The organism is Aliamphritea ceti, assembly GCF_024347215.1.
Lineage (GTDB): Bacteria > Pseudomonadota > Gammaproteobacteria > Pseudomonadales > Balneatricaceae > Amphritea > Amphritea ceti.
Genome location: NZ_AP025282.1, coordinates 1300335 through 1325728 on the forward strand (window position 1 = coordinate 1300335; position 25394 = coordinate 1325728).

The 25394-nt window shown below is 46.3% G+C and carries 23 protein-coding genes; 15 read left to right on the top strand and 8 right to left on the bottom strand.

Annotation, left to right across the window (positions count from 1 at the left end):
* Positions 1-255: 255 nt before the first annotated feature.
* The 4 genes from OCU49_RS05945 to OCU49_RS05960 all read left to right on the top strand — a co-directional run bounded on the left by OCU49_RS05945 (position 256) and on the right by OCU49_RS05960 (position 3037).
* A complete protein-coding gene (locus OCU49_RS05945) occupies positions 256-681 on the top strand; it encodes an HvfA family oxazolone/thioamide-modified RiPP metallophore (protein WP_261844063.1) in 426 nt (141 codons plus the stop codon).
* Between the two features lie 98 nt (positions 682-779).
* Positions 780-1652: an HvfB family MNIO-type RiPP peptide maturase gene (locus OCU49_RS05950; RefSeq protein WP_261844064.1), complete on the top strand. Its 873-nt coding sequence runs from the start codon at positions 780-782 to the stop codon at positions 1650-1652.
* Positions 1639-2409 (top strand): HvfC family RiPP maturation protein, encoded by a 771-nt coding sequence (locus OCU49_RS05955; protein ID WP_261844065.1) that lies wholly within the window; start codon positions 1639-1641, stop codon positions 2407-2409. The genes OCU49_RS05950 and OCU49_RS05955 overlap by 14 nt, the downstream gene beginning before the upstream one ends.
* Positions 2410-2425: 16 nt before the next feature.
* The gene (locus OCU49_RS05960; RefSeq protein WP_261844066.1) at positions 2426-3037 is read left to right on the top strand and encodes an HvfX family Cu-binding RiPP maturation protein; all 612 of its coding nucleotides are present in this window, start codon (positions 2426-2428) and stop codon (positions 3035-3037) included.
* Positions 3038-3111: 74 nt separating this feature from the next.
* Here the strand turns inward: OCU49_RS05960 and OCU49_RS05965 are convergent, their stop codons facing one another.
* The 3 genes from OCU49_RS05965 to OCU49_RS05975 form a co-directional block, all read right to left on the bottom strand.
* The gene (locus OCU49_RS05965) at positions 3112-3540 is read right to left on the bottom strand and encodes a hypothetical protein (RefSeq protein WP_261844067.1); all 429 of its coding nucleotides are present in this window, start codon (positions 3538-3540) and stop codon (positions 3112-3114) included.
* Between the two features lie 33 nt (positions 3541-3573).
* Entirely contained in the window at positions 3574-4290 is a 717-nt protein-coding gene (gene tsaA, locus OCU49_RS05970; RefSeq protein WP_261844068.1) for a tRNA (N6-threonylcarbamoyladenosine(37)-N6)-methyltransferase TrmO, read from the bottom strand.
* 69 nt (positions 4291-4359) lie between these two features.
* Positions 4360-5010: a ComF family protein gene (locus OCU49_RS05975; protein ID WP_261844069.1), complete on the bottom strand. Its 651-nt coding sequence runs from the start codon at positions 5008-5010 to the stop codon at positions 4360-4362.
* A gap of 144 nt (positions 5011-5154) precedes the next feature.
* Here OCU49_RS05975 and bioB point away from each other — a divergent pair, with 144 nt between their 5' ends.
* From bioB to OCU49_RS06010, 7 genes are all read left to right on the top strand, one after another.
* On the top strand, positions 5155-6198 hold the full coding sequence (bioB, locus tag OCU49_RS05980; protein WP_261844070.1) for a biotin synthase BioB: 1044 nt from the start codon (positions 5155-5157) through the stop codon (positions 6196-6198).
* 59 nt (positions 6199-6257) lie between these two features.
* The gene (bioF, locus tag OCU49_RS05985) at positions 6258-7415 is read left to right on the top strand and encodes an 8-amino-7-oxononanoate synthase (protein WP_261845201.1); all 1158 of its coding nucleotides are present in this window, start codon (positions 6258-6260) and stop codon (positions 7413-7415) included.
* On the top strand, positions 7412-8203 hold the full coding sequence (locus tag OCU49_RS05990) for an alpha/beta fold hydrolase (RefSeq protein WP_261844071.1): 792 nt from the start codon (positions 7412-7414) through the stop codon (positions 8201-8203). The genes bioF and OCU49_RS05990 overlap by 4 nt, the downstream gene beginning before the upstream one ends.
* Positions 8200-9000: a malonyl-ACP O-methyltransferase BioC gene (gene bioC / locus OCU49_RS05995; protein WP_261844072.1), complete on the top strand. Its 801-nt coding sequence runs from the start codon at positions 8200-8202 to the stop codon at positions 8998-9000. Before OCU49_RS05990 ends, bioC begins: the two co-directional genes overlap by 4 nt.
* Before the next feature lie 16 nt (positions 9001-9016).
* The gene (gene bioD / locus OCU49_RS06000) at positions 9017-9703 is read left to right on the top strand and encodes a dethiobiotin synthase (protein WP_261844073.1); all 687 of its coding nucleotides are present in this window, start codon (positions 9017-9019) and stop codon (positions 9701-9703) included.
* A 103-nt stretch (positions 9704-9806) separates the two neighbouring features.
* Positions 9807-10052: a hypothetical protein gene (locus tag OCU49_RS06005; RefSeq protein WP_261844074.1), complete on the top strand. Its 246-nt coding sequence runs from the start codon at positions 9807-9809 to the stop codon at positions 10050-10052.
* Between the two features lie 31 nt (positions 10053-10083).
* Complete coding sequence (locus OCU49_RS06010) at positions 10084-11100, top strand: putative metalloprotease CJM1_0395 family protein (protein ID WP_261844075.1); 1017 nt, start codon at positions 10084-10086, stop codon at positions 11098-11100.
* A gap of 37 nt (positions 11101-11137) precedes the next feature.
* Here OCU49_RS06010 and OCU49_RS06015 read toward each other — a convergent pair whose 3' ends face one another.
* From OCU49_RS06015 to xseA, 3 genes are all read right to left on the bottom strand, one after another.
* The gene (locus tag OCU49_RS06015) at positions 11138-11902 is read right to left on the bottom strand and encodes an alpha/beta fold hydrolase (protein ID WP_261844076.1); all 765 of its coding nucleotides are present in this window, start codon (positions 11900-11902) and stop codon (positions 11138-11140) included.
* Positions 11903-12037: 135 nt separating this feature from the next.
* Positions 12038-12661, bottom strand: a complete 624-nt coding sequence (gene bamJ / locus OCU49_RS06020; protein WP_261844077.1) for a BamJ family beta-barrel-assembly machinery protein — start codon at positions 12659-12661, stop codon at positions 12038-12040.
* A gap of 76 nt (positions 12662-12737) precedes the next feature.
* Entirely contained in the window at positions 12738-14084 is a 1347-nt protein-coding gene (gene xseA / locus OCU49_RS06025; RefSeq protein WP_261844078.1) for an exodeoxyribonuclease VII large subunit, read from the bottom strand.
* A gap of 189 nt (positions 14085-14273) precedes the next feature.
* On the opposite strand from xseA, the gene guaB reads away from it, so the two are divergent.
* From guaB to tadA, 3 genes are all read left to right on the top strand, one after another.
* On the top strand, positions 14274-15743 hold the full coding sequence (gene guaB, locus OCU49_RS06030) for an IMP dehydrogenase (RefSeq protein WP_261844079.1): 1470 nt from the start codon (positions 14274-14276) through the stop codon (positions 15741-15743).
* 102 nt (positions 15744-15845) lie between these two features.
* Complete coding sequence (gene guaA / locus OCU49_RS06035; protein ID WP_261844080.1) at positions 15846-17426, top strand: glutamine-hydrolyzing GMP synthase; 1581 nt, start codon at positions 15846-15848, stop codon at positions 17424-17426.
* A gap of 80 nt (positions 17427-17506) precedes the next feature.
* Positions 17507-18046 carry a tRNA adenosine(34) deaminase TadA gene (tadA, locus tag OCU49_RS06040; protein ID WP_261844081.1) on the top strand — a complete coding sequence of 180 codons (540 nt, stop codon included), beginning with the start codon at positions 17507-17509 and terminating at the stop codon, positions 18044-18046.
* Between the two features lie 17 nt (positions 18047-18063).
* On the opposite strand, the gene OCU49_RS06045 is transcribed toward tadA, so the two are convergent.
* Together OCU49_RS06045 and mltF are read right to left on the bottom strand one after the other, a co-directional pair.
* Entirely contained in the window at positions 18064-19638 is a 1575-nt protein-coding gene (locus OCU49_RS06045) for a M14 family zinc carboxypeptidase (RefSeq protein ID WP_261844082.1), read from the bottom strand.
* A 115-nt stretch (positions 19639-19753) separates the two neighbouring features.
* The gene (mltF, locus tag OCU49_RS06050) at positions 19754-21325 is read right to left on the bottom strand and encodes a membrane-bound lytic murein transglycosylase MltF (RefSeq protein ID WP_261844083.1); all 1572 of its coding nucleotides are present in this window, start codon (positions 21323-21325) and stop codon (positions 19754-19756) included.
* A 114-nt stretch (positions 21326-21439) separates the two neighbouring features.
* Here mltF and purL point away from each other — a divergent pair, with 114 nt between their 5' ends.
* Positions 21440-25342 carry a phosphoribosylformylglycinamidine synthase gene (gene purL, locus OCU49_RS06055; protein WP_261844084.1) on the top strand — a complete coding sequence of 1301 codons (3903 nt, stop codon included), beginning with the start codon at positions 21440-21442 and terminating at the stop codon, positions 25340-25342.
* Positions 25343-25394 lie beyond the last annotated feature (52 nt).

Sequence of the window (25394 nt, forward strand, 5' to 3'; positions counted from 1 at the left end):
AGTCATTGATAGCAATGACGGGAGTGTTTGTATGCTTTTCATTAGATGTTTCTAATTCACTATAGATTACTGATTTTTATCCCATTAGTTTTTCTTCAGGCTTTTCAGTTTAATTTCAGATTGGAAAATTATAGTGAACTCATTCTCAGAGAAGGACACAGAATAGGTATTCGTAGTCCGCTCTTATAATGCTTTTAATATCAAAGTGTTGTTAAACTAAATCCATACGACGATATCTGTAAACCGAGGTGAACTATGAAAACTAAGACTACAATTAAGCCGATTACTGCTGCTGTTGGTGCTGTTCTGCTGGCAGGTGTTGCTGCAATGCCTGTTACTGCTGCAGAAAATCCGTTTGCCGCTCAGGAACTGACTTCCGGTTATCAGCTGGCTGAAGCTGCTAAGAAAGTAGTTGAAGAAGGTAAGTGTGGTGAAGGTAAGTGCGGCGGTTCTGCTGAGAAGTCTTCCGAAGGTAAGTGTGGTGAAGGTAAGTGCGGCGGTTCTGCTGAGAAGTCTTCCGAAGGTAAGTGTGGCGAAGGCAAGTGCGGTGGTTCTTCTGAAAAGTCTTCTGAAGGTAAGTGTGGTGAAGGTAAGTGCGGCGGTTCCGCTGAGAAGTCTTCAGAAGGTAAGTGTGGTGAAGGTAAATGTGGTGGCGAGAAGAAGCCAATCGTTGAAGGTTAATACCTGATACCACATGATTGACCCCTCGTTGAAGTAGAGCCTGTTTGTCAGGCTTTACTTTCCACTGAGGGGTTATGTTTACTCAGAGAGGATAAACCATGACTAATCAAGCATTTCAGATTAAAGGCGCAGGCCTTGGATTTCGTCGCTGTATGGGCGATACGCTTGCTGAAGTCGGATCGGATCGGGTTGATTTTCTGGAGGTTGCTCCGGAAAACTGGATGCGGTTAGGTGGTCGGTTTGCAAAACTGTTCCGCCGTTATACTGAGCGTTATAACTTTGTTGCTCATGGTTTATCTCTTTCTATTGGTAGCCCTTCGCCGTTGGATATTGAGTTTTTAAAAGAACTGAAAGTCTTTATGGCGGAGCATAATTTTAAAGGCTACTCCGAACATTTGAGTTACTGCAGTGATGATGGTCATTTATATGATCTGATGCCTATTCCTTTTACTGAAGAAGCTGTGCATTACGTTGCAGGCCGTATCAGACAGGTTCAGGATATTCTTGAACAGCGTATAGCGATGGAAAATATTTCTTATTATGCTGCGCCGGGGTCTGAAATGACTGAGATGGAATTCTTCACTGCGGTTTTGAAAGAAGCTGACTGCGATATGTTGCTTGATGTTAATAACATTTATGTAAACAGTATTAATCACGGTTATGACGCGATTGAGTTTTTGAACCAGGTTCCTGGTGACCGAATCAGTTACATACATGTTGCTGGCCACTATAACGAAGCCGAAGATCTGATCGTTGATACTCACGGTGCAGATGTGATTGATCCTGTTTGGGATATTTTGCAGCATACATATGCCAAATTCGGTGCAGTACCAACATTGCTTGAACGTGATTTCAATATTCCGCCAATGCAGGAATTATTAAAAGAAGTAGATCAGATTCGTGATTTTCAGCAAGCCGCAAATGCTGCTCGTTTATCTCAGGTGAAGGGAGCGCAACATGCAATCGCATAAGCCTGACTTTACTGATCTGCAATACCGTTTTGCCGGAACAATTCGTGATCCTGAACATGTGGCGATACTTGAGGATGTAGAAGAGCGTCGTATGAATATTTACCGTGAGTTGTTTTATAACAATGTAGCGGGGTTTGTAAATTCAGGTTTTCCGGTATTAAAAAGCTTGTGTACCGATGCTTATTGGCAGCAGCTTATTCGTGATTTTTTAGTTGAATATCGCTGTCAGACGCCTTATTTCCTTGAAATTGCACAAGAATTTGTCAGTTATGTATCTGATGTACGTGAGCCACGGGATGACGATTTACCTTTTATGGCGGCTCTTGCGCATTATGAATGGGCTGAGTTGGCACTTGATACAGCTGAAGATTTAGATGATTTGAACGGTATTGATCCGGAAGGTGATTTACTTGCTGAGCATCCGGTTCAGTCTCCTTTGGCCTGGTCGCTGATGTATGAATATCCGGTACATCATATTAGTGAATCATTTATTCCTGAAGAAAAATCGGCGACACCTAGCTGTTTAGTCGTGTATCGAAATATTCAGGATGCAGTGAAGTTTATGGAAATTAATCCGTTAACTGCACGTCTACTACATTTATTGGCAGAAGACTCTGCTTTGAGTGGGCGGGAAGCCCTGTTACAGATTGCTGCCGAAATGGCACACCCTGATCCTGAGATGATTGTTCAGGGCGGCTTGAGCATCTTAGAACAATTGCGACAGTCAGAAATAATTTTAGGTACCAACAATAACTAAAAGCTGGGAATGTTCTATGGCTAACCAACTAGTGAAACACTATAACTCTGTACATAACTTGCTGGATAAAACCCGTTTTGCAGAAGGTATTGCACCTTTGCTGCTGCGGCTATATTTAGCACCTGTTTTGATGCAGGCCGGTTATAACAAACTTTCTCATTTTGAAGATACTGCTGCCTGGTTCGGTAATCCTGACTGGGGTCTGGGCCTGCCGTTTCCTGAGGTGATGGCTGCTTTGGCTGCAGGTACTGAATTTTTTGGCGGTGTTTTGCTGATTATTGGTCTGGCAACGCGCTGGATTTCAATTCCTTTGATGGTAACTATGCTGGTCGCAGCATTTACTGTGCATATAGATAATGGCTGGTTGGCTATTTCCGATGCCAGTAGCTGGTTAGCGAATGACCGTGTAATGGAGGCCAGTGAGCGTTTGTCCCGTGCTAAAGAAATTTTACAGGAAAACGGCAACTACGGTTGGTTAACAGGCAAAGGGTCTGTGGTTATTTTGAATAATGGTATTGAGTTTGCAATTACCTATTTCATTATGCTGCTGAGCTTATTCTTTACCGGTGGTGGTCGTTATCTGAGTATTGATTACTGGTTAGCGAAGTCTTTTCGTAACCAGGATTGAGTAGTTCGCTGTTCTCCACAGTGAGTAGACCTTTGCAGCACCTTTAGGTGCTGCTTTTTTATATCTGAATTTAATCAGATGCTTTGAGATTGCTGTGGTTCTTCTGCTGGCATCTGCGGCAATTTCTGTAATAAATCGTCGAGTAAAAACTGACAGGTTTCACTGCTGCTTACACCGGCAGAAAGACTTCCCAGTAGTTTATTTAACCACTCCCGGGTGATTTCTGGAGGTAAACTCTGATTATCAGGGAGGGTTTCGTCTTCAGCCTGCGTATTTTGTTTGAGGCAGCGGATATAGTTTTCTGTCTCTGTCGCAAGTAACTGGCTATGTTGTTCTAAGCTTTCGAATAGCTGTTGAAGACTGTGCAGGTCAATTATAGGTTCTTCGGCCTGATGGCTTGCAGGTGAAAGATAATCTGCATGTGAAAGAGTTATACCCATTAGCAAGCAGGCCAGGAAGGCAATCTTCCGTATCTGTTTAAGGAGTGGTAAAACGGACAGCATATTATTCTCCTGCACAGTGCTGGAATAAGCACTTTAAGACTCAAGTATAATTTCAGTTACCTGAATCTGTTCAGAATTTATTGTCCAGCGAATGTCCAGGTCATGCAGTTTGATACCGTATATACGCGTGTTTTGTTTGTTCTTATGGTATGCAGGACGAGGATCGCAGCGCAGAATTTCTTCTATTTGCTGTCGAAGTGGAGTATTTAACCGCAGAGCATGAGTTTCCATTTTTGCTTCAGCATCACCAGAATACTTAACAGCCAGTTCAAGCGTTTCAGCTTGTGTGGCCAATTCAAAATTAGCGTCTTCAATTATGTCGCTATACGGCAGATAAGGTTTAATGTCGAGAATAGGGGTTTGGTCGAGCAAATCTGCACCGCTGACATCCAGAAATACTGTGTTGTTTTCATGACGTATACTTTCGAGCTTTACCGGTGAAAGTCCAATTGGATTAGGTCGGAAAGGTGAGCGTGATGCGAATACTCCCAGTTTTTGATTACCACCAAGTCTCGGTGGCCTTACACTTGGAGACCAGCCCTTATCGACACAGGCACTAAATACGAATATTAGCCATATATGTGAGCAGGTTTCCAGGCCGCGAACCGCTTCTGGGGATGAAAACTCCGGCAGTAGTTCAATTGTGGCCATCATTGATTTTGCCAGTCCCGGTTGTCTGGGAATGCCGAACTTTTCTTTGAATCCGCTGTGGATAATAGCTATGGGGGGCAGATTGAGCTCGGTAGTCATAGTTTGTGAGTCTTAATATGTTTGAACAATGGCAGATTATATCCTTTATCGGTTTGATTTCGGATTTGTTTATGCCGTAGGGGGCTTATCGGTTCTGGCGAGCGCCATAATATCGACCCGCTTGCAGCCAGCCTGTTTGAGTATCTGGCTGATAATGTTAGCTGTGGCGCCAGTGGTAATAACGTCATCCACCAACATGACATGCGGCGGTGGTCTGCTGCGACAGTTAAAACTGTTGCGAAGATTGCTGCGTCTTTCTTTTGCGCTGAGGTGTATTTGGTTCGGAGTATGAACTATTTTCTGTAGAGTTTTAGTATCCAGCGATAACTGTAAATGCCGGCTTATCTCCTGGGCTATAAGCCAGGCGTGATTGTATTCACGTTTAAGCAGTTTTTGTGGGTGCATGGGGACAGGGATGATGCAATCAGGTCGCTTTGTCAGGCGAATGTTCAGCAGTGCCAGTTTGCTGAGTGCTATCAGATAGTCAGTGCGGTTATTAAACTTCCCAGGTGGTATTAACGCATCGATTGGGAATTCATAGCGAAAAGCGCAGTAAGCCTGGTTGAAAACTGGTTTTTTGCGCAGGCAAGCCGGGCAGGGATTATTATCAGACGGTAATGGAAGTGCGCAGATCAGGCAGTGATATTGTAGCCAGGGTAAGTCGTGTTGGCACTCTCTGCATATAGTACTTCGGTCGGCATGTTTTAGTTGGCAAATCATACATTTTTTCTGATTGAAAAATAACCAGTAGTCTTCTGTTGTGTATAACATGAGTTGACAGATTTCCTTATCCGTTTATCATTAGCCACTTGCCAAAAGCGGCTGTTTTTATGCCGTTCATCAAGTGACAGGACTAACATCAGTATGCAGCATTCAAGCGCTATCCGACATGACTGGACCGAAGCTGAAGTACAGGCTTTATTCGATCTGCCTTTTAATGATCTGCTGTTTCAAGCGCAGCTTGTTCATCGTCAGAACTTCAATCCTAACGAAGTTCAGGTAAGTACACTCCTGTCGATCAAAACCGGTGCTTGCCCGGAAGACTGTAAATATTGCCCACAGAGTGGTCATTACAATACAGGTCTGGAAAAAGAACGCTTGATGCAGGTAGAAAAAGTACTGGAAAAAGCCCGTAAAGCGAAGGCGTCAGGTTCGACCCGTTTTTGTATGGGAGCTGCCTGGAAACATCCTGCTGAAAAGGATATGCCATACGTGCTTGAGATGGTACAGGAAGTTAAGAAGCTTGGTCTGGAGACCTGCATGACTTTAGGCATGCTGGATCAGGGGAAAGCTGAGCGTTTGGCGGATGCGGGCTTGGATTACTATAACCATAACCTTGATACCTCTCCTGAGTTCTACGATAAAATCATTACTACACGTACGTTCCAGGACCGTCTGGATACCCTGCACAATGTCCGTGAGTCGGGTATGAAGGTTTGTAGTGGTGGTATTTTAGGCATGGGTGAAACCGCCACTGACCGTATAGGTTTATTACGTCAGTTGGCAAACATGCCGACTCAGCCTGAAAGTGTGCCTATTAATATGTTGGTGAAAGTGAAAGGCACGCCAATGGAAAATGTTGAAGATCTGGATCATCTGGAGTTTGTGCGTACGATCGCTGTTGCCCGTATTATGATGCCTGCGTCTCATGTACGTCTATCGGCGGGTCGTGAAAGCATGAGCGACGAAATGCAGGCGATGACCTTCATGGCTGGTGCAAACTCTATTTTCTATGGCGAGTGTCTGTTGACGACGCCGAATCCTGAAACTCACCGTGATTTACAGTTGTTCAAACGTCTGGGTATTAATCCTGAACAACGTATCGAAGAAAGTGATGATACTCAGGCACAGGTTATTATGCAGTCATTGCAGAAGCAGCAAGACGATCCTGTCTTCTACGAAGCCTGATTTAATCGCATTTCTCCTGGTCATGGCGAATAGCCATGACCGCATCTGATGGTTCGACTATGTCATTCTCACAGCTAAAGGATGAACTGGAGCTGCGCAAGCAGGCTTCACTTTATCGTTCCCGCAGAACCTTACAAACGCCTCAGACTCCTAATATCAGAGTTGACGGAAAAGAGTATTTGGCGTTTTGTTCAAACGATTATCTGGGTCTGGCAAATCATCCGGATGTTATCAGTGCATTCCAAACTGCTGCTAACAAGTACGGCGTTGGCGGTGGTGCGTCCCATCTTGTGAACGGCCATAGCCAGGCACATCACGAACTTGAGCTGGCATTAGCAGAGTTTACCGGGCGTGATCGGGCATTATTATTCTCGACCGGTTATATGGCCAATTTAGGTGCCGTGACTGCGTTATTAAATAAGCAGGATGGCGTGTTTGAAGACCGGGTAAATCATGCTTCATTACTTGATGCTGGATTATTAAGCGGGGCCCGTTTTCAGCGTTATTTACATAATGATGCTGCCAATTTACGCACGCGACTGCAGCGCAGTGAAGCACGCCGTAAGTTGGTTATTACTGATGGTGTCTTCAGTATGGATGGCGACTTAGCGCCGTTGCCTGATTTGGTGGCAGCCAGTCGTGAGTCAGATGCCTGGGTGATGGTCGACGATGCCCATGGTCTGGGATGCTTAGGCAAGGAAGGACGCGGTAGCGTGGATCATTTTGATCTTGGTCAGAATGATGTGCAAATCCTGATGGGTACTTTGGGCAAAGCATTTGGTACTGCTGGTGCGTTTATTGCCGGGTCTGATGTTCTCATTGAAACTCTGATTCAGCACGCCCGCAGTTATATTTATACCACCAGTATGCCACCAGCAGTTGCGGCGGCGACATTATGCAGTTTGCAGTTAGTTCGTAAAGACGAGTGGCGCAGAGAGAAACTTCAGTCGCTAATTACTCAGTTTCGTAGCGGTTGTGAAGCACTTGGTTTGGTGTTGATGGAATCGCGTACACCAATTCAGCCTATCCTGGTTGGCAGTAGCGAAACAGCGATGCAAATGAGTGCAGCTTTAGAAGCTAAAGGCATTTTTATTACAGCTATTCGCCCGCCTACGGTACCGAAAAACGAAGCGCGTTTGCGGGTTACTCTGAGTGCCAGTCATACAGAGGCTGAAGTTGACAGGCTATTGGTTGCGTTGTCAGAGGTGAAGTTATGAGTTTACATATTAGCTTTGCCGGCCAGCCATTGAAGCAAGCTCCTACGTTAGTGTTCTTACATGGTTGGGGCATGCACAGTGGTATCTGGAAGCAATTATCTGAGCAATTAAAAGATGATTTTTCGATAGTTCTCATTGATTTGCCGGGGCATGGATATAGCAATGTGCCTGTCGAAGCCTGTTCATTGGATGCTATGGTTGAGCAGATTCATGAAGTACTGAAAAAATCTAATATATCCAATGCTGCCTGGCTTGGCTGGTCATTAGGTGGTGTGGTGGCGATGGAATATGCTCGCCGCTATAACGAAGAAGTTTCATCTCTTATTACGTTGTGCAGCAGTCCTTGTTTTGTGGCCACTGATGATTGGTCTGCGGGTATGCCAGCGGATACTTTTAATCAATTTAGTAAAGCCTTTAAAGTTTCTTCGCTGAAAACCTTACAGCGTTTTGCCATGTTGCAGGTACAAGGTTCTGCGACAGCGCGGCATGATCTGAAAGAGTTGAAACGCCTGATTACGGAAGTAACTGAACCTGATCAGGAAGCTCTCAGTGCTGCGCTGGAAATTTTAGAGGCTGATCATCGTTTACTCACTGAAGCTCTGGATCAGTCGGGGTTGTCAGTTGCGCATGTTTTATGTGAACTGGATACACTGGCGCCAGTCGGTATTGCTGATTATCTTCGCCAGTTATCTCATTCTACGGTGGATATTTTACTGAATCTCTCCCATGTTCCGATGTTGTCTGCACCTGAGCAACTGGCTGAACTTATTCGGGGGAAACTGTTATGAGTCAGTTTTCTAAGCAGGAAGTGGCAAGTTCATTTAGCCGGGCTGCCAGCAGTTATGATAATTATGCAAAGTTACAGCAGCAGGTAGGCGAGCATCTTCTTGCTAATGTTTTATTGTCAGATACACATAGTATTAAGCAGGCTGTCGATCTGGGTTGTGGGACTGGCTATTTTATCCCCCGGTTAATGGATGTATGTCAGCCTGAACTTCTAACCGGGTTGGATTTAGCATCTGGTATGCTGAAGTATGCGCGGCAGTATCATGGCGCTGAAAACATTAACTGGCTATGTGCCGATGCCGAGGCATTGCCGCTGAGCGCTGACAGTGTTGATTTGATCTTTTCCAGTTTGGCTATTCAGTGGTGTGAAAATCTGCCGCAAATGTTTGCTGAAATTTACCGGGTACTTCGCCCAGGCGGACAGTTTGTATTCAGTACGTTGGGGCCTGAGAGTCTGTGTGAATTACGTGCATCCTGGGCGGTAGTAGATGAGTATCAGCACGTGAGTGAGTTTATTCCTTTCGGGCAGTTGAGAAGCAGCATTGGCCAGCTTCAGGAAGTTAGCTTCACTGCAGAGCCTGTGCAGCTGTTATATACAGAGCTGCGAGGGCTGACAAATGAGCTTAAGCGTATTGGTGCTCATAATATGAGCGCTGGTCGGCCTGGTGGTTTAACGGGTAAGCAACATCTGTTGGCTTTTCGGGATGCTTACGAAGCTTATAGGCGTGAAGATGGGTTCTTGCCAGCAACCTATGAAGTGGCTTATGTAGTGCTTCGTAAACCTGAACAGTATTCATAAATAAAGACGATTTGTTATGGCGAAGAAAAGTATTTTTATTGCTGGTACTGATACTGATGTTGGTAAAACAGTTATAGCAGCAGGTATTCTGCAGGCTGCTAACAATAAAGGCCTGTCGACGGTTGCTATTAAGCCAATCGCAGCAGGCTGCGAACTTACAGAAGCGGGATTGCGTAATTCTGATGCATTGTTGTTGCAGAAGACAGCAAGTATAGAGCTGAGTTATGAACAGGTTAATCCGATTGCATTTGAACCACCTATTGCGCCGCATATTGCTGCGGAGCATGAGGGACGTCGGTTGGATGCTGATCGGATAGCTGCTTTGTGTCGTGGCGTGTTACTCAAGCCTGCCGATCTGGTGGTTATTGAAGGGGCTGGCGGTTGGCGCGTTCCGTTAAATAATCGACAGACTATTGCCGATATTCCTAAAATGCTAAAGACGCCGGTTATATTGGTTGTAGGCATGAAGTTGGGCTGTATCAGCCATACCCTACTGACGGTTGAAAGTATTATCCGTGATGGTTTACCACTAGCCGGATGGGTGGCTAACCAGATTGATGCGGACATGAGTTGTTATGCTGAAAATTTGCAGACGTTAAAAAACATGTTGTCTGCACCTTTGATTGCCGAAGTGCCGTACTCTGATAATTGCTCTCCGGAAAACATTGCCCAATTTGTGGACATTGATGCTTTAATCGGTTGATTAAATACTGATCAATACGGATACTGTGATGGCAGATCGGTGGTTATGGCGGTAATTTTTTAGCCATCACAGTTTAAAGGTTAATTATTTTAGAGGTGTAATCATGAACGTATCCTCTGCACTTCAGACAGGTGTAATAGGTATCAACCGTGGTCTTGACGGTGTTCAGAAGGCCGCTTCTGATATTGCTGGTGCAGGTAAGCCGCAGGCTGCGGAGGAAGCATCAGGTAACGATCTTAATGCTGCGTTAGCAGATCTCACTATAGAGAAAAATGCTGCTGCAGCGTCAACAAAAGTTGTTCAGTCCGCCGACGAAGTTCTCGGCACTCTGATCGACGTACGGGTTTAAATCGCCATTTTGTTGTTGGTGAGGTGCGAATATGCAACTCAATATAAACAACCTTCAGTTACAAACTTCTAATACTGGTAGTACGCCTGATACCAGTAATAATGCTGCTTCCAGTCATCAAAATGTATCGGGTTCTAATGCCTCGTTACATTCTGCAGAATCTACTCCTTTAACGTCTACTCCTAAATCTGCCGATGTTAGCCGAAATGATAACCAGACTGCGGAAAAGAAAACGTCTGCTGAAGAGCGGCAGGTCTCACAGGCAAGAACGCAGGCTGGAGTTAAGGCAGGAACTCAGAATAGTCGTGGTACTGAAAATCTCGCAGATGCAGCACAGATTGAGCAGCTGGCTACTCGTGATAGAGAGGTGCGTCAGCATGAGCAGGCACATGCATCTGCGGGCGGACAATATACTGGCTCCCCAAGCTATGAATATACAAAGGGGCCGGATGGTCGTTTATATGCTGTTTCCGGGGAAGTGAGCATAGATACTTCTGCTGTAGCAAATGATCCGGAAGCTACGTTGGAAAAAGCTGAGGTCGTGTTACGTGCTGCGCTCGCTGTTTCAGAGCCTTCAGGGGCTGACCGTGCTGTTGCAGCTAAGGCATCAGCGTTAGCTGAGCAAGCTCGGGCAGAGTTGTCTGGTCAGGTTGCTCCGGGAGAAGGTCGAGCAGACCTTTCAAGAACAGGAAGTAGCTCAGAAACGGATGAGTCCGGTGCCGAAGATAGTCTGAAAGTTAATTCTGAACGGAATGATATAGACAGAATTGAACAGCCTGTGCCGCTTAGAGGTGAACAGGCTGATGAGCTTCGAGATGAACAGCGTGAGGAGGCCGAAGCGAATGCTCTGCGACGTCAGGGTGCAATAGAAGACATACGTGTTGACATGGAAAGTCAGGTTGCTGCAGTTGCAGAGAGTTTGGATGATTACAATAAGCGCCTGGATGAAGTTGGCGAACGTTTTGCTGAAATTAATCAGCGTTTAGTAGATGCAGGTGTGTTTAAAAAAATCTTTCCTGAAGGTCTGATCATTGATCAGAATGTTTAGTTTTCTTGTTGTTTCTATCAGCTAAAGCTGACTCTGCTTACTTTTCTTCGTTCAAAAAACTCATTACAAGTTTACTGAATGCTGCCGGTTTTTCGGCGTGGGGCCAGTGGCCAGCGTTTTGAATTATCTTATACGCTGCTGTGGGGAAGTATTTTAACAAGGCTTCCCTGTGTTCCAGAGTAATGTAATCTGAGTTGCCGCCTTTAATGAAAAGTGTATTTCCTATGTAACAGTTACCCTCGGGAGCAGCACTTATATGTGCATACTGACTTTCGATAACCTGTAGATTCATTCGCCATGCAAAACCGCTTTCGGTACGGAACAGGTTTTTAAGTAAAAACTGCCGAAGCCCTGTTTCAGTAATGTGTACTGCTAGCTGTTGATCAGCTTCTCGCCGGGATTTGATTGTATCGAGGTTAACAGCTATCAATCCCTGTATGACGCTATCGTGATCATGGCTGTATTGAACAGGCGCAATATCAACGATTATTAACTGTCGAATACGCTCGGGTTGAGTCATAGCCAGTTGCATGGCAGCTTTGCCACCCATAGAGTGGCCGAGAATATGGGCGCTTTCTAATCCGTGAAGATCCATTAATTCTGCGATGTCTGCAGACATGGCGCTATAAGTCATCTCACTGTCGTGAGGTGAGCGGCCGTGATTGCGTAGATCTATCGCATATACCTGATAGTTTTCAGCCAGTGTTTTTATCTGGCTACCCCAATTCTCTAGTGTGCCAAATAAACCATGCAAAATGATCAGTGGCTCACCCTGACCCTGTATATTTACGTGTAATTGCATAGTCGTATCCTTTATCGGCTTGTGTTACTGAGGTTCTTATAACCGTAAAAAAGCCGATGCGTGCATCGGCTTATTGCAGTGTTGCTCCAGGCTTTGTATTGCTTAGAGCTTTGTGCTGCTCAGGGCTTTATTCTGTTACAGAATAGCCAGTAGCTCAACGTCAAACACCAGAGTTGCATATGGTGGGATAGCGCCCTGAGAGCCCTGTGCACCGTAAGCCAGCTGGTATGGCACGTATAAACGGAATTTAGTACCAGGTGTCATTAATTGCAGTGCTTCAGTCCAGCCAGCAATTACGCCGCCAACAGGGAATTCAGCTGGCTGGCCACGCTCGTAAGAGCTGTCGAACACCTTACCGTCTGGGAATGTGCCGTGGTAGTGAACACGTACAGTAGATTCGCGTGATGGCTTTTCGCCTTCTTCGCCCGCAGTGATGACTTCATACTGCAGACCGGAGTCAGTAACGAATACTTCTTCACGCTGAGAGTTCTTTTCCAGGTAGATTTCACCTTCAGCAGCCGCTTTTTTAGCAGCCGCTTCAGCTTCTTCTTGCATGCGCTTCTGGATTTCGTTGAATGCAGCCTGGATTTGTTCGCCGGCAACTTTCAGTTCAGCGCCTTCAAAGGCGTCCTGAATACCAGTAACAACTGCGTTCAGTGATACACCTTCGAAGCTGTTATTTGCCAGTTGGTCGCCCATTTGACGGCCGATGCCGTAGCTAGCGATTTGTTCAGTAGTTTCTAGTTTTAGTTCAGACATGAGACTCGATCAATAGATGATTCATAAAGGCGGCTAGCCTAGCAAAATCCGGGATTAAACACCATGGTCGCAGATGTCAGAGAAGGTCCGGAATGACTTCGGTCACCTGGCTGCGAATCCGTCCATCCTGAAGGCGAATCTGTATTTCATCACCGGGGTTAATAGCTTTTACTTGCTGGATAACTTTGCCTTCAGAGCTTTCAGTAATGGCATAACCACGTTCAAGGGTTGCAAGCGGGCTGACGCCGTTAAGCCGACCAACAACCGCCTGTAAGCGAAGTTGCTGCCGGGCCTGATACTGATCAGTCAGCTGTTCAATACGGTGGTTGAGTTCATGTACTTTTTGCTGCAGCCTGGTGATGCGAGGTTGTTGCAAACAACGCTGCTGTCGCTGTTGTAACTGCCGAAGTCTATCTTTCTGGGTATGCAGGCGTTGCTGAATTGCGCTATGTAGTCTCAACTCCAGTTCATCAAGCTTCTGTGCGTGATCATTAAGCTTGTCGCCAGGGTGCTTCAGGCGACTGCTGATCCAGCGAAGCTGCTCCTGATGCCGTTTCAGTTTATGCTGAAGATTAACTTGTAGGCGACTTTTTAACTGTTTTAGTCGTAATTGCAGGTGCGCCTGATCCGGGCTGATAATTTCAGCAGCTGCAGAAGGTGTTGGGGCGCGTACGTCAGCAACAAAGTCTGCAATCGACACATCGACTTCATGTCCAACTGCGCTGATAACCGGTATCCTGCTATTAAAAATTGCCTGAGCGACTTTGGCTTCATTGAAGCACCAAAGATCCTCAAGTGAGCCACCACCACGGCCAACTATTAAGACGTCACAGATATTATGCAGATTGGCTACTTCGATCGCAGAAACAATTTCATCTGTGGCCTCATTGCCCTGAACTTTCGTTGGGTAAATATTAACTGGCAGTGAGGGGAAGCGGCGTTTAAGAACAGTCAATATATCGTGTACAGCAGCACCGGTTGGTGAAGTAATAATACCAAGATGCCTGGGGTGTACTGGCAGAGCCTGCTTGTGTGCCTGATCAAACATGCCTTGTCGCTGCAGTTGTAACTTCAGGGCTTCATAAGCTTGTTGTAATGAACCAATACCGGCATCTTCCATGTAATCACAGATTAGCTGGTAATCACCACGACCTGGGTAAAGACTGACTTTAGCGCGAACCCTTACCTGATCACCGTTCTTAGGCTGGTAGTTCAGATAATGATTACGGTTCTTGAACATTGCACAGCGAACCTGTGCGCCGCTATCTTTGAGTGTGAAGTACCAGTGTCCTGAGCTGGGGCGGACGAAATTCGATAGCTCGCCTTCAACCTGAATGATTCGAAAACTGTTTTCCAGCAGTGATTTAACTTCGTTGTTAAGTTCACTGACAGTAAATGCGGGAGGAGTTTGGTTGCTTTGCATGGCGCGATAGTAAACTATTCAGAAAGCTTAATTAAGCGCTTTGTAAAAAGTGGGCGAGAGCAGAAGATCAAACAGTGAAAAATAGTCAGGAAATCTGCCGTTTTTCGCGCCGGATGAATTGTCGCCACAGATGTAAAAGGCTATAATCCCGTGCCTTCTTTATATACAGAATACAGGCACGCTTTCACTATGTTGCGAATCGCTGAAGAAGCACTTACTTTCGACGATGTTCTTTTGGTTCCTGGTTACTCTGAAGTTCTGCCTAAGGACGTGTCACTAAAGACGCGTCTGACTAAAGGGATTGAATTGAATATTCCTTTAGCTTCTGCAGCGATGGATACTGTAACCGAATCTCGCCTTGCCATTGCTATGGCGCAAGAAGGCGGCATCGGTATCATTCATAAAAATCTCACTATCGAACAGCAAGCTGATGAAGTGCGTCGCGTAAAGAAATACGAGGCGGGTGTTGTTAGTGATCCTGTTACTTGCGAATCCAGCATGACTGTTGGTGATCTGAATGCGCTGAGTGCACGGGTTGGTTTTTCGGGTTTTCCAGTTGTTGATAACGGCAATCTGGTTGGTATCGTTACCAGCCGTGATGCGCGTTTTGAACATAAGCTGGATGCAACCGTTGCGTCTATCATGACGCCAAAAGATCGTCTGGTTACCGTCAAAGAAGGTGTTGATCCTGATGATGTGCGTAACTTGCTGCGTAAGCACCGCATTGAAAAGATTTTAGTTGTCGATGACAGCTTTGGTCTATGTGGCATGATGACTGTAAAAGATATGAACAAAGCACAAACGCATCCTAATGCCGCAAAAGACGAGAAAGGTAGTCTTATTGTTGGTGCGGCTGTGGGCACCGGTGCTGATACAGCAGAACGTGTAGAAGCGCTGGTCAATGCTGAAGTTGATGTCATCATTGTTGATACTGCTCATGGTCATTCGAAAGGTGTTATTGATCGTGTTGCATGGGTGAAACAGAACTTCCCAGGCGTACAGGTAATTGGTGGTAACATCGCGACTGCAGCAGCAGCTGTAGCATTGGCTAAAGCGGGTGCGGATGGCGTTAAAGTTGGTATCGGTCCAGGTTCGATCTGTACTACCCGTATCGTTGCTGGCGTTGGTGTTCCTCAGGTAAGTGCTGTTGCCAATGTTGCAGCAGCTTTAGAAGAATATGGCGTCCCTTGTATTGCTGACGGTGGTATTCGTTTTTCCGGTGACGTATCTAAAGCGATTGTTGCTGGTGCATCGGCAGTAATGGTTGGCTCTATGCTGGCAGGTACAGACGAAGCGCCTGGTGATGTTGAGTTATTCCAGGGCCGTGCTTATAAGTCTTACCGTGGTATGGGCTCCTTAGGCGCGATGGCTCAGACAACTGGTTCATCTGACCGTTATTTCCAGGATGCTGCTGCCGGTGCAGAAAAGCTTGTACCTGAAGGTATTGAAGGTCGGGTTGCCTGCAAAGGCCCAATGGGTGGTGTAGTGCACCAGCTGATGGGTGGTCTGCGAGCTTCCATGGGTTATACCGGTAGTGCTGATATTCAGACTATGCGGACAGTGCCTGAGTTTGTTCGTATTACAAATGCAGGTATGGCAGAAAGCCATGTCCACGATGTGAGCATTACCAAAGAGGCACCGAATTACCGGGTTGGGTAATTCGCTACCAGATACATACCAGTAGGTGGGATAGCTTAGGCTATCCCACTTTTGTTTTTAACAAGCTACAAAACTTGTAGAGATTCCTTTGGAGTCATCGAAATGTCCCAAGATATTCATGCACAACGGATTTTAATCCTCGATTTCGGCTCACAGTACACGCAATTGATTGCACGGCGTATTCGTGAAATAGGTGTTTACTGTGAAATTCATCCTTTTGATATGGATGATGCTGCGATTACCGAATACAAGCCTCAGGGTATTATTCTGGCTGGTGGTCCTGAATCAGTTACTGAAGGTGATTCGCCACGTGCGCCACAGGCAGTTTTTGATCTGAATGTACCGATCCTGGGTATTTGCTATGGTATGCAGACCATGGCTGAGCAGTTAGGCGGTTCAGTTGTTACTTCTGATAAGCGTGAATTTGGCTATGCCAAAGTACGTCTGGAAGACAGCCCAAGTCGTTTGTTTGAAGGTATTGAAGACCACATCGCTAACAATGGTTCATTATTGCTGGATGTGTGGATGAGCCATGGTGACAAAGTAGGTGATCTGCCTGAAGGTTTCCACGTGATTGCCAGCACTGAAAGTGCACCGATTGCAGCAATGTGCCATCCGGGTAAAAATTATTTTGGTGTTCAGTTCCATCCGGAAGTGACGCACACCAAGCAGGGTGGACGAATGCTGAAGCGTTTCGTTCAAGAAATCTGTGGCTGTGACGCACTCTGGACTGCAGAGAACATTATTGCGGATCTGATTGAGCGTGTACGTAAGCAGGTTGGCGGTCAGAAAGTCTTGCTGGGTCTTTCCGGCGGTGTGGATTCTTCTGTAGTGGCGGCGTTACTGCACAAAGCTATCGGTGATCAACTGACTTGTGTTTTTGTAGACAATGGTCTGCTGCGTAAGCAGGAAGGTGATCAGGTAATGGACATGTTCGCTAAGAACATGGGTGTTAAGGTTATCCGTTCTGACTCTGAAGAGTTATTCCTGGGCCGTCTGATTGGCGAGTCTGATCCGGAAACTAAGCGTAAAATCATCGGTAATACGTTCATCGAAGTGTTTGATGATGAAGCCGCTAAGCTTAAAGATGTGAATTTCCTGGCGCAGGGTACCATTTATCCTGACGTAATTGAGTCTGCAGCAGCTAAGACTGGCAAAGCGCACGTTATTAAATCTCACCATAACGTGGGTGGCTTGCCTGAAGATATGGCTTTTGAGCTAGTAGAGCCATTACGTGAACTGTTCAAAGATGAAGTCCGTAAGATCGGTCTTGAGCTGGGTTTGCCATACGATATGGTTTATCGTCATCCGTTCCCGGGTCCGGGTCTGGGCGTGCGTATTCTGGGTGAAGTTAAAAAAGAATATGCTGACATCCTGCGTGATGCTGATGCGATCTTCCTGGAAGAACTGCATGCCGCTGACTGGTATCATAAAACCAGCCAGTCTTTTGCTGTGTTCCTGCCGGTAAAATCTGTGGGTGTTGTGGGTGACGGCCGTCGCTATGAATACGTAATTGCATTGCGTGCTGTAGAGACAATCGACTTCATGACTGCTCGCTGGGCGCATTTGCCTTATGAGCTGTTGGAAGCTGTTTCCAGCCGTATCATTAACGAGATACCTAAGGTATCGCGGGTTACTTATGATGTAAGCTCTAAGCCGCCAGCGACAATTGAGTGGGAATAATCCTTCTTTAATTGTGATAGAAAGCCCGCTGTAGCGGGCTTTTTTGTGTCAGAGACTAATGAATCGGCAAAGAGGTTTAAATGAAAGCATCAGAAGAAGATGAAAAGTGGATGGCATATGCATTGGAACTGGCTGATAAGGCATCTGAAAGAGGTGAGGTGCCTGTAGGGGCTGTTGTTGTTCGGGATGGTGAGATTTTGGGAGAAGGCTGGAATCAGCCGATTTCTGGTCATGACCCCTGTGCGCATGCTGAGGTTATCGCATTGCGGAACGCAGCTGCGAACATCACTAATTATCGGCTCGTTGATGCAACTCTCTATGTGACCATTGAGCCTTGTACCATGTGCGCGGGTGCGATCATACATAGCAGGGTTAAGCGTTTAGTGTTTGGCGCGACAGAGCCTAAAGCTGGAGCAATTGTCAGTAATGGGCAACTGCTTGATCAGCCATGGATGAATTATAGGGTCGAATATCAGGGTGGGATTTTGGCGGAAAGTTGCAGTGCCGCCATCAGTACATTTTTTCAGCGGCGCCGTGAAGAAAAGAAAGTTGCTAAGCGCTTGAAGCAACAAACGGCTAATTTGCAACAGAATGATGTGTCTGTAGACGACATTGATTAAATATAGTAATTGAGAATTTATTCTGGCGAGGCTTCCCGGCGCGCCAGTAGGCTGTTTTTACCGCTGGTACGTAGCTTTATCCAACCTATCAAATCAGTCCACATCCGGGATATCTCGTCTTTTTTCGGCATAATTCCAGCGTGTTTAAGCTCTATGGTCATTACCGGAATGCTTTTTACAAACCAGCCGTAATTTCCCAGAGAGCCTGGGTAAGTGCCTAGTTGTTTCAGGTACAGAGGTCCCAGTTTGCGGGGCGGCTGAATGCTCCCGTCGAAATCGAGAATGCCGTGTGGTGCATGTACAGAAACAATTACATCCGGTTTTAGTTCATCGATTAGCTTGTGAATAGCCTGTGATTCCGGCTCACTTAGCGGCTTGGTGCCAGGGTAGTAGCGGGGACGTTTCTTTGCATAAGTCTGCCAGTGCTGTAACGGATTAACTGCCGCTTCTGATGGTATAAAGTTTCTGTTTAAGTCGACATTGTTAGCGTTTACCCGGCTGGCGCGCTTTTTTAACAGGCCATCAGGGTTCGCTAAAGGTAAAAAGTGCCAGTCATAGGCGCCGCTATGGTTTTCATCAAGTGTTTTTAACCACTTAAACGTGACGCTGATGCTGGAGTACTCATCACCATGGATTCCGCCGATAAAGAGAATTTTAACGGGTGTTTTAGTATCTGGAGATGCCGGATAGTGTTTTTCCAGAATAAGCTCGCCTTTGTTGGAATAAAAGCGGGGCGGTAAAAACTCCAGATTAAGGCAGTCTTCGACGGAAATGCTGCTGAGTTTTTTGCCTATCTTATTACAAATATCTGTGACATCAGTATGCGGTGTATAGTTGTCCTGACTTGGTTGGTAGCGCTCGGGTAACGGATTAGCTGTCGATGTGATCTGGTCATTTGATATGCTGGATTTTGTCGCTTGTTCAAGAGTTTGGCTGTTTAAGCTGTCAGCATTCTTTAATGGTTTGCTCGGGTCAGACTGGGGTGAAGATATGTCAGTTGTTTGTAGTGGCTCGGATAAGTTTTCCTGCACCGGCGCGCTGATCATAGATGGCAGAATCGGAGCTGAGTGTTGGTTGTTTATCTGGGTGTTTTCAGTTGTTTGACTGAGGAGTTTTCTTGCATCACCTTGCAAAATATCTTTGTCTACCGGTTGGGCTGTGTGATTACGTTTAATCGCTTTAGCTAATGCTTGTTGGGTAGGAGCGGGTTTTTTTTCGGCAATAAGTGCTGTAGAAATAGTTGTTTCAGTCTTTGTCTTAGGTGCAGCTGATTTTAGAGGGGCTGCGGGCGCTATTCCCCTGGTGTTATCAATGATGAGTTCTTCATCGAGGTTTGAAAGCAGTTTTTTTACACTGTCTTTAAGTTCTGCCTTTGCAGGTTGTGGCTGCTGTTTATCACTTATTGCCCGATCAAGACTGTTGGCGGGTAAAAATAAGGCCGGTAAAGATAAATTCTCTTCAGTAAATACGGCCTCTGCTTTGCTAACCTGAATATTTATTAAAAGGCAGCTGATAAGCGCGGCGCTCAGTGCGGATTTTCGCTGTAAATTACGACGAAACAGAGCTGAAAATGAAGATAGAGTCAAAACCATGAGTGCAAAAGAAGTCGTTTAAGGTTGAGAAAGCTGAATGAAAACAGTGAGACAGCGATTAAAATGCAAAAAATCGATCACATTTTAATCGCCTTTGGGGGTTATGTGGAGTCTTTTATTCGCTTTTATGCAGCTCGATTGCGGGTTTAGCTATGGGTAAAACCTGTGCTTCGATATCATTTTTCACTGTTTTATCAGTTTCGGTGATATCCAGATTCGGATCATTGTCTTCCGGATTGGCAGGAATGACGATTTCACCTTCGTTTTCTGCCGGGGATGGTTCGGGCTTACTGGCTTCAATTTCAGCGAGCTGCTGTTGCCAGAGAATCAGGTCGTAATACTGGCGAATATTTTTAACGTAGATAACTGGCTCATAGCCCCGTGCAAAGCCTCGTTTAACAGTTTTGTAGTATTTGGGTTGGGTGAGTAACGGTAAAAATTCTTTAACGTCTTCCCAGAGGTCTGGATTTTTTCCAGCCCGGCTGGTGAGAATACGTGCATCCTCGAGGTGGCCATAGCCCACATTGTATGATGCAAGAGCAAACCATAGACGGTTTTCTCCCTGTATTCTGTCAGGAATTTTCTTCATCACCCGGGTCAGATATTCAGCGCCACCCAGTACGCTCTGGATCGGATCAGTTCTGTCTTCAACGCCAACTTCTTTGGCTGCTGCGTTAGTTAGCATCATGATGCCTTTTACGCCAGTAGGAGAGACTGCTTTGGGATTCCAGTGAGACTCCTGATATGCAATCGCGGCGAGTAATAGCCAGTCGATGTCAGTTTCTTGTTCGGCCATGTAGAAATATTGTTCAAGCTTACAGAATCGGTTATTCAGATCGCGCTTGAAGGTCTCTATGTCCACATATGTCAGAGTGTTTTCGCGGTTAAAATACTTTTCCTGTAACTGACTAACCAGTTGCTTGGTTTCGGGTTTAGAAAAGAAGTTTTGTAAGGCGTTAAGCAGGCTCTGGTCGTCCTGTTTGGCCGTCATCCAGGCAATTGGCTCAGACTTTCCCATAGAAAATGCTTTCTTTAGGCCGGGGAAAAAAGATTTTTGTGCATCAAACACCAAATCATCTGAAATGGTGTAGAGATATTTTTTGTTATAAACCCCATCGAGCAGTTCTGTAATGCTACCTGTGCTGTTTTCCTGCCAGGTTAGATCAGGAAATTCGGCTTGCAGGTTATGCATTATTTCAGAATGACTGCTGTCGGCCAGCACTTCAATTGATTTACCTTTCAGGTCTTTAAGGGAAATTGGTTTTTTTTGTCCCTGAGTTACCCGATAAATAAGTGTTGGTGTGCTATAGGCATATGGCTGGGCAAAATTGAATTCGGCTTCTCTGGATTCGGTAATGGTCAGGCCTGCCGCTGCGATGTGGGCTTTATGCTCTTTAATTACAGGAAATATGTCACCGAAGCTGTCGGGAATAACAAGTTCTATTTCGACACCTATTTCGTCGGCAAAGGCTTTTGCCAGGTCGTATTCAAAGCCGGCAGGCTTGCCATCTTTATCAGAAATATATGTCGTAGGGGTATTACGTGTGACAATTTTTAAGATGCCGGTTTTCTGAATGGCTTCTAGTTGATTGTCTGTGGTGAGGTTGGCAAGGAACAGCCAGCCGATGATAGTTAGCAGGCTGCCTATGAATAACACTTCTCTGAGGAAAAAAATTCGCGTTCGCATAATAATAATGGCCCTTATTGATGGCGCCGGTGAGGCGATTTCAGTAAAATGCGGCCTTAGTTTTCTCCTAATCATCCATACCTGTTAGGCACACTCAAGAGGCTCGATACTAACATGCTAGTACTGCGTGGAGCGCCTGCTCTTTCTGCTTTTCGTCACGATAAGCTGCTGTCCGTCCTGCAATCCCAAATTAGCCAGGTAACGGCGATTTACGGTGAGTTCATGCATTTCGCTGATCTTCATCAAGACTTGTCTGCACAAGAGCAAACAATTTTGGAGCGAATTCTGCGCTACGGCCCTAAAGCTAAAGTGGAAGAGCCTTCAGGTCAATTGGTTTTAGCTGTGCCACGCCCTGGCACAATCTCTCCGTGGTCCAGTAAAGCAACGGATATTGCGAAAAACTGTGGTTTGGCAGCTATTAAACGTCTTGAACGTGGCGTTGCTTATTATGTCCAGTCTGAGCAGCCATTAACGGCTGAACAACTGGCAGCAGTAGAAGCTGTGTTGCATGACCGCATGGTGGAAGCTGTATTGGCTGATGTATCTACTGCTGATGCACTGTTCCGTAATGAAGAGCCGGCGCCGTTGACTGTTGTCGATATTCTTGGCGGTGGGCGTGAAGCTTTGGCAAGTGCGAATACTGAGCTTGGTCTGGCATTGGCTGAAGATGAAATAGATTATCTGGTTGCCAGTTTTATTGAGCTGAAGCGTAACCCGAATGATGTTGAGCTGATGATGTTTGCACAGGCAAACTCTGAGCATTGCCGACATAAAATCTTTAATGCTTCCTGGGATATTGATGGGGAAGCGCAGGATAAATCGCTGTTTGCGATGATTCGTAACACTAATGAAGTAGGTGGCGAGAATATTCTCTCTGCTTATTCAGACAACGCAGCTGTTATGGTTGGTAGTAAGGCGGGACGTTTCTTCCCGAACCCTGAAACTAAGCAGTACGAAGCTAATCAGGAAGATATTCATATCCTGATGAAAGTTGAAACGCATAACCATCCAACGGCTATCGCACCACATGCGGGGGCTGCGACTGGTTCCGGTGGTGAAATCCGTGATGAAGGTGCGACGGGTAAAGGTTCTAAGCCAAAAGCAGGCCTGACTGGTTTTACTGTATCTGATCTGAAAATTCCTGGCTTTGTACAGCCTTGGGAATCTGATTACGGCAAGCCAGAGCGGATTGTTAGCGCATTGGATATTATGCTGGAAGGTCCAATTGGTGGTGCTGCGTTTAACAATGAATTTGGTCGTCCTGCGCTGAATGGCTACTTTCGTACTTTTGAACAAAAAGTAAACGGAGCTGCTGGCGAAGAAATGCGCGGTTACCACAAGCCAATTATGATTGCTGGTGGTTACGGTAACATTCGTGGCGAACATGTTGATAAAGGTGAAATCCCAGTCGGTGCGAAACTGATTTGTCTGGGTGGACCTGCAATGCAGATCGGCCTGGGTGGTGGTGCTGCTTCTTCAATGTCTTCTGGCAGTTCTTCAGAAGATCTGGATTTTGCATCGGTACAGCGTGATAACCCTGAGTTAGAGCGCCGTTGTCAGGAAGTTATCGATCAGTGCTGGCAGTTGGGTGATGTTAACCCTATAGCATTTATTCATGACGTAGGTGCTGGTGGGCTGTCGAATGCTTTCCCTGAATTGGTAAAAGATGGCGGCCGTGGCGGTGATTTTGAACTGCGTAACGTTAATAACGATGAGCCAGGAATGTCTCCTCTGGCTATCTGGTGTAACGAAGCACAGGAACGCTATGTAATGGCGGTTGAGCCGCAGGATATGGCGCGTTTCGAGGCTATTTGTGCCCGTGAACGTTGTCCTTATGCTGTTGTTGGTACTGCAATCGAAGAAAAACACCTGACTTTGGGTGATACTCACTTCGAAAATAAGCCTGTTGATTTGCCAATGTCAGTATTGTTTGGCAAGGCACCTAAGATGCATCGTAGTGTTGAGCGTGTTGAGTACAGCGTACCTGCTTTTGATAGTGCAACTATTAATCTGGAAGATGCGGCAGAGCGTGTAATGAAGTTGCCAGCCGTAGCTTCTAAGTCTTTCCTTATTACCATCGGTGACCGCTCTATTACCGGTCAGGTGGTTCGCGATCAGATGGTTGGTCCATGGCAGGTTCCTGTCGCCGATTGCGCCGTGACGACTTCTGCTTTTGATACCTATGCCGGTGAAGCTATGGCAATGGGTGAGCGTACTCCGCTCGCTCTGGTTGATTCTCCGGCTTCCGGACGTATGGCTGTCGGTGAGACTGTTACTAACCTGGCGGCTGCACAAATTGAAGATATCATCGATATTAAATTGTCAGCTAACTGGATGTGTGCTGCCGGTCATCCGGGTGAAGATGAAAAGCTCTATGATACGGTTCGCGCTGTAGGTATGGAGTTGTGTCCTGAGCTGGGTATCACTATTCCTGTGGGCAAGGACTCAATGTCCATGCGTACGGTTTGGGAAGACGAAGGGGAAGCTAAGTCTATGACTGCGCCGACCTCTCTGATCATTACCGGTTTTGCTGCTGTCACTGATGTACGTAACACGCTGACGCCACAGCTGAAAACGGATCAGGGTGAAACTGACCTGATTCTGCTGGATCTGGGTAATGGTCAAAACCGTTTAGGTTTGTCTGCGCTGGCGCAGGTTTATAACGAAGTAGGTCAGGACGTACCGGATGTTGACGATGCTCAGCAGCTGGTTGCTTTCTTCAGCGCTATTCAGGAGCTGAACAAGCAGGGACTGTTGCTGGCATATCATGACCGTTCTGATGGTGGCTTATTTACGACTGTTGCTGAAATGGCATTTGCTGGCCGTACCGGCGTTGATATTAATCTGGATCTGCTGGCGGCTGACAGCTCAGAATTTGCAGCGGCTTTGTTTGCTGAAGAACTGGGTGCGGTTGTTCAGGTTAAGCGTGATGATTTACAAACAGTTTTGACTGAACTGAACGCTGCTGGTTTGGGTGATTGTGCCAAGGTTATCGGTTCTCTGAATCCGGATGGAATGTTGCAGTTTAGCTTTGACGATGAAGCGGTTTATTCTGCTTCCCGTATTCAGTTACAGCGCTGGTGGGCAGAAACGTCTTATCAAATGCAGTCACTGCGTGATAATTCTGAGTGTGCGCAGCAAGAATATGATGTGTTGCTTGATGCTGAAGATCCAGGTTTGAATGCCAAGCTTAGCTTTGATCAGAACGAAGATGTTGCAGCTGCTGTGAATGCGTCTGCAGAACGTCCACGCGTTGCTATTGTGCGTGAGCAGGGTGTAAACGGTCATATTGAAATGGCTGCTGCTTTTGACCGGGCAGGTTTTGCGTCTGTGGATGTTCACATGAGTGATATTCTTGAAGGTCGTGTGACTCTGGCAGACTTTAAAGGTCTGGTGGCATGTGGTGGATTCTCTTACGGTGACGTTTTGGGTGCCGGCGAAGGCTGGGCTAAGTCGATCCTGTTTAACAGCCGTGCCCGTGAAGAATTCAAGAACTTTTTCGAACGTGCAGATACTTTCACATTGGGTATCTGTAACGGGTGTCAGATGTTATCTAATCTGCATGAGTTGATTCCGGGTACTGAGCACTGGCCGCATTTCGTGCGTAACATGTCTGAGCAGTTTGAAGCCCGTGTTGCGATGGTTGAGGTTCAGGAAACTGCGTCTATTTTCCTTAAGGGAATGGAGGGCTCGAAAATGCCGATCGCCATTGCACATGGTGAAGGCCGTGCAGAGTTTGCTGATCAGGCTCACTTTGAAAACCTGAACGGTTCAGATGCAGTTGCTCTGCGCTATGTGGATAACTACGGTCAGATAACTGAACAGTATCCGGCGAACCCTAACGGTTCTCCTGCTGGAATCAGTGGTGTTACCAGTCAGGATGGTCGGGTTACCATCATGATGCCTCACCCTGAGCGTGTATTCCGTAGCGTGACAAATAGCTGGGCGCCGGATGAGTGGCAGGAAGATGGTGCATGGTTGCGGATGTTCCGTAACGCCCGTGTCTGGGTTGGCTAAGGCTTAGTCAGGATCATAAAAAAGCCCCGTATCTTTGCAGATACGGGGCTTT

What these genes read in the sequence shown, in the direction of transcription:
- OCU49_RS05945 (WP_261844063.1), top strand. Translation starts at nt 256, where the DNA reads ATGAAAACTAAGACTACAATTAAGCCGATTACTGCTGCTGTTGGTGCT.
- OCU49_RS05950 (WP_261844064.1), top strand. Translation starts at nt 780, where the DNA reads ATGACTAATCAAGCATTTCAGATTAAAGGCGCAGGCCTTGGATTTCGT.
- OCU49_RS05955 (WP_261844065.1), top strand. Translation starts at nt 1,639, where the DNA reads ATGCAATCGCATAAGCCTGACTTTACTGATCTGCAATACCGTTTTGCC.
- OCU49_RS05960 (WP_261844066.1), top strand. Translation starts at nt 2,426, where the DNA reads ATGGCTAACCAACTAGTGAAACACTATAACTCTGTACATAACTTGCTG.
- OCU49_RS05965 (WP_261844067.1), bottom strand. Translation starts at nt 3,540, where the DNA reads ATGCTGTCCGTTTTACCACTCCTTAAACAGATACGGAAGATTGCCTTC.
- tsaA (WP_261844068.1), bottom strand. Translation starts at nt 4,290, where the DNA reads ATGACTACCGAGCTCAATCTGCCCCCCATAGCTATTATCCACAGCGGA.
- OCU49_RS05975 (WP_261844069.1), bottom strand. Translation starts at nt 5,010, where the DNA reads ATGATTTGCCAACTAAAACATGCCGACCGAAGTACTATATGCAGAGAG.
- bioB (WP_261844070.1), top strand. Translation starts at nt 5,155, where the DNA reads ATGCAGCATTCAAGCGCTATCCGACATGACTGGACCGAAGCTGAAGTA.
- bioF (WP_261845201.1), top strand. Translation starts at nt 6,258, where the DNA reads ATGTCATTCTCACAGCTAAAGGATGAACTGGAGCTGCGCAAGCAGGCT.
- OCU49_RS05990 (WP_261844071.1), top strand. Translation starts at nt 7,412, where the DNA reads ATGAGTTTACATATTAGCTTTGCCGGCCAGCCATTGAAGCAAGCTCCT.
- bioC (WP_261844072.1), top strand. Translation starts at nt 8,200, where the DNA reads ATGAGTCAGTTTTCTAAGCAGGAAGTGGCAAGTTCATTTAGCCGGGCT.
- bioD (WP_261844073.1), top strand. Translation starts at nt 9,017, where the DNA reads ATGGCGAAGAAAAGTATTTTTATTGCTGGTACTGATACTGATGTTGGT.
- OCU49_RS06005 (WP_261844074.1), top strand. Translation starts at nt 9,807, where the DNA reads ATGAACGTATCCTCTGCACTTCAGACAGGTGTAATAGGTATCAACCGT.
- OCU49_RS06010 (WP_261844075.1), top strand. Translation starts at nt 10,084, where the DNA reads ATGCAACTCAATATAAACAACCTTCAGTTACAAACTTCTAATACTGGT.
- OCU49_RS06015 (WP_261844076.1), bottom strand. Translation starts at nt 11,902, where the DNA reads ATGCAATTACACGTAAATATACAGGGTCAGGGTGAGCCACTGATCATT.
- bamJ (WP_261844077.1), bottom strand. Translation starts at nt 12,661, where the DNA reads ATGTCTGAACTAAAACTAGAAACTACTGAACAAATCGCTAGCTACGGC.
- xseA (WP_261844078.1), bottom strand. Translation starts at nt 14,084, where the DNA reads ATGCAAAGCAACCAAACTCCTCCCGCATTTACTGTCAGTGAACTTAAC.
- guaB (WP_261844079.1), top strand. Translation starts at nt 14,274, where the DNA reads ATGTTGCGAATCGCTGAAGAAGCACTTACTTTCGACGATGTTCTTTTG.
- guaA (WP_261844080.1), top strand. Translation starts at nt 15,846, where the DNA reads ATGTCCCAAGATATTCATGCACAACGGATTTTAATCCTCGATTTCGGC.
- tadA (WP_261844081.1), top strand. Translation starts at nt 17,507, where the DNA reads ATGAAAGCATCAGAAGAAGATGAAAAGTGGATGGCATATGCATTGGAA.
- OCU49_RS06045 (WP_261844082.1), bottom strand. Translation starts at nt 19,638, where the DNA reads ATGGTTTTGACTCTATCTTCATTTTCAGCTCTGTTTCGTCGTAATTTA.
- mltF (WP_261844083.1), bottom strand. Translation starts at nt 21,325, where the DNA reads ATGCGAACGCGAATTTTTTTCCTCAGAGAAGTGTTATTCATAGGCAGC.
- purL (WP_261844084.1), top strand. Translation starts at nt 21,440, where the DNA reads ATGCTAGTACTGCGTGGAGCGCCTGCTCTTTCTGCTTTTCGTCACGAT.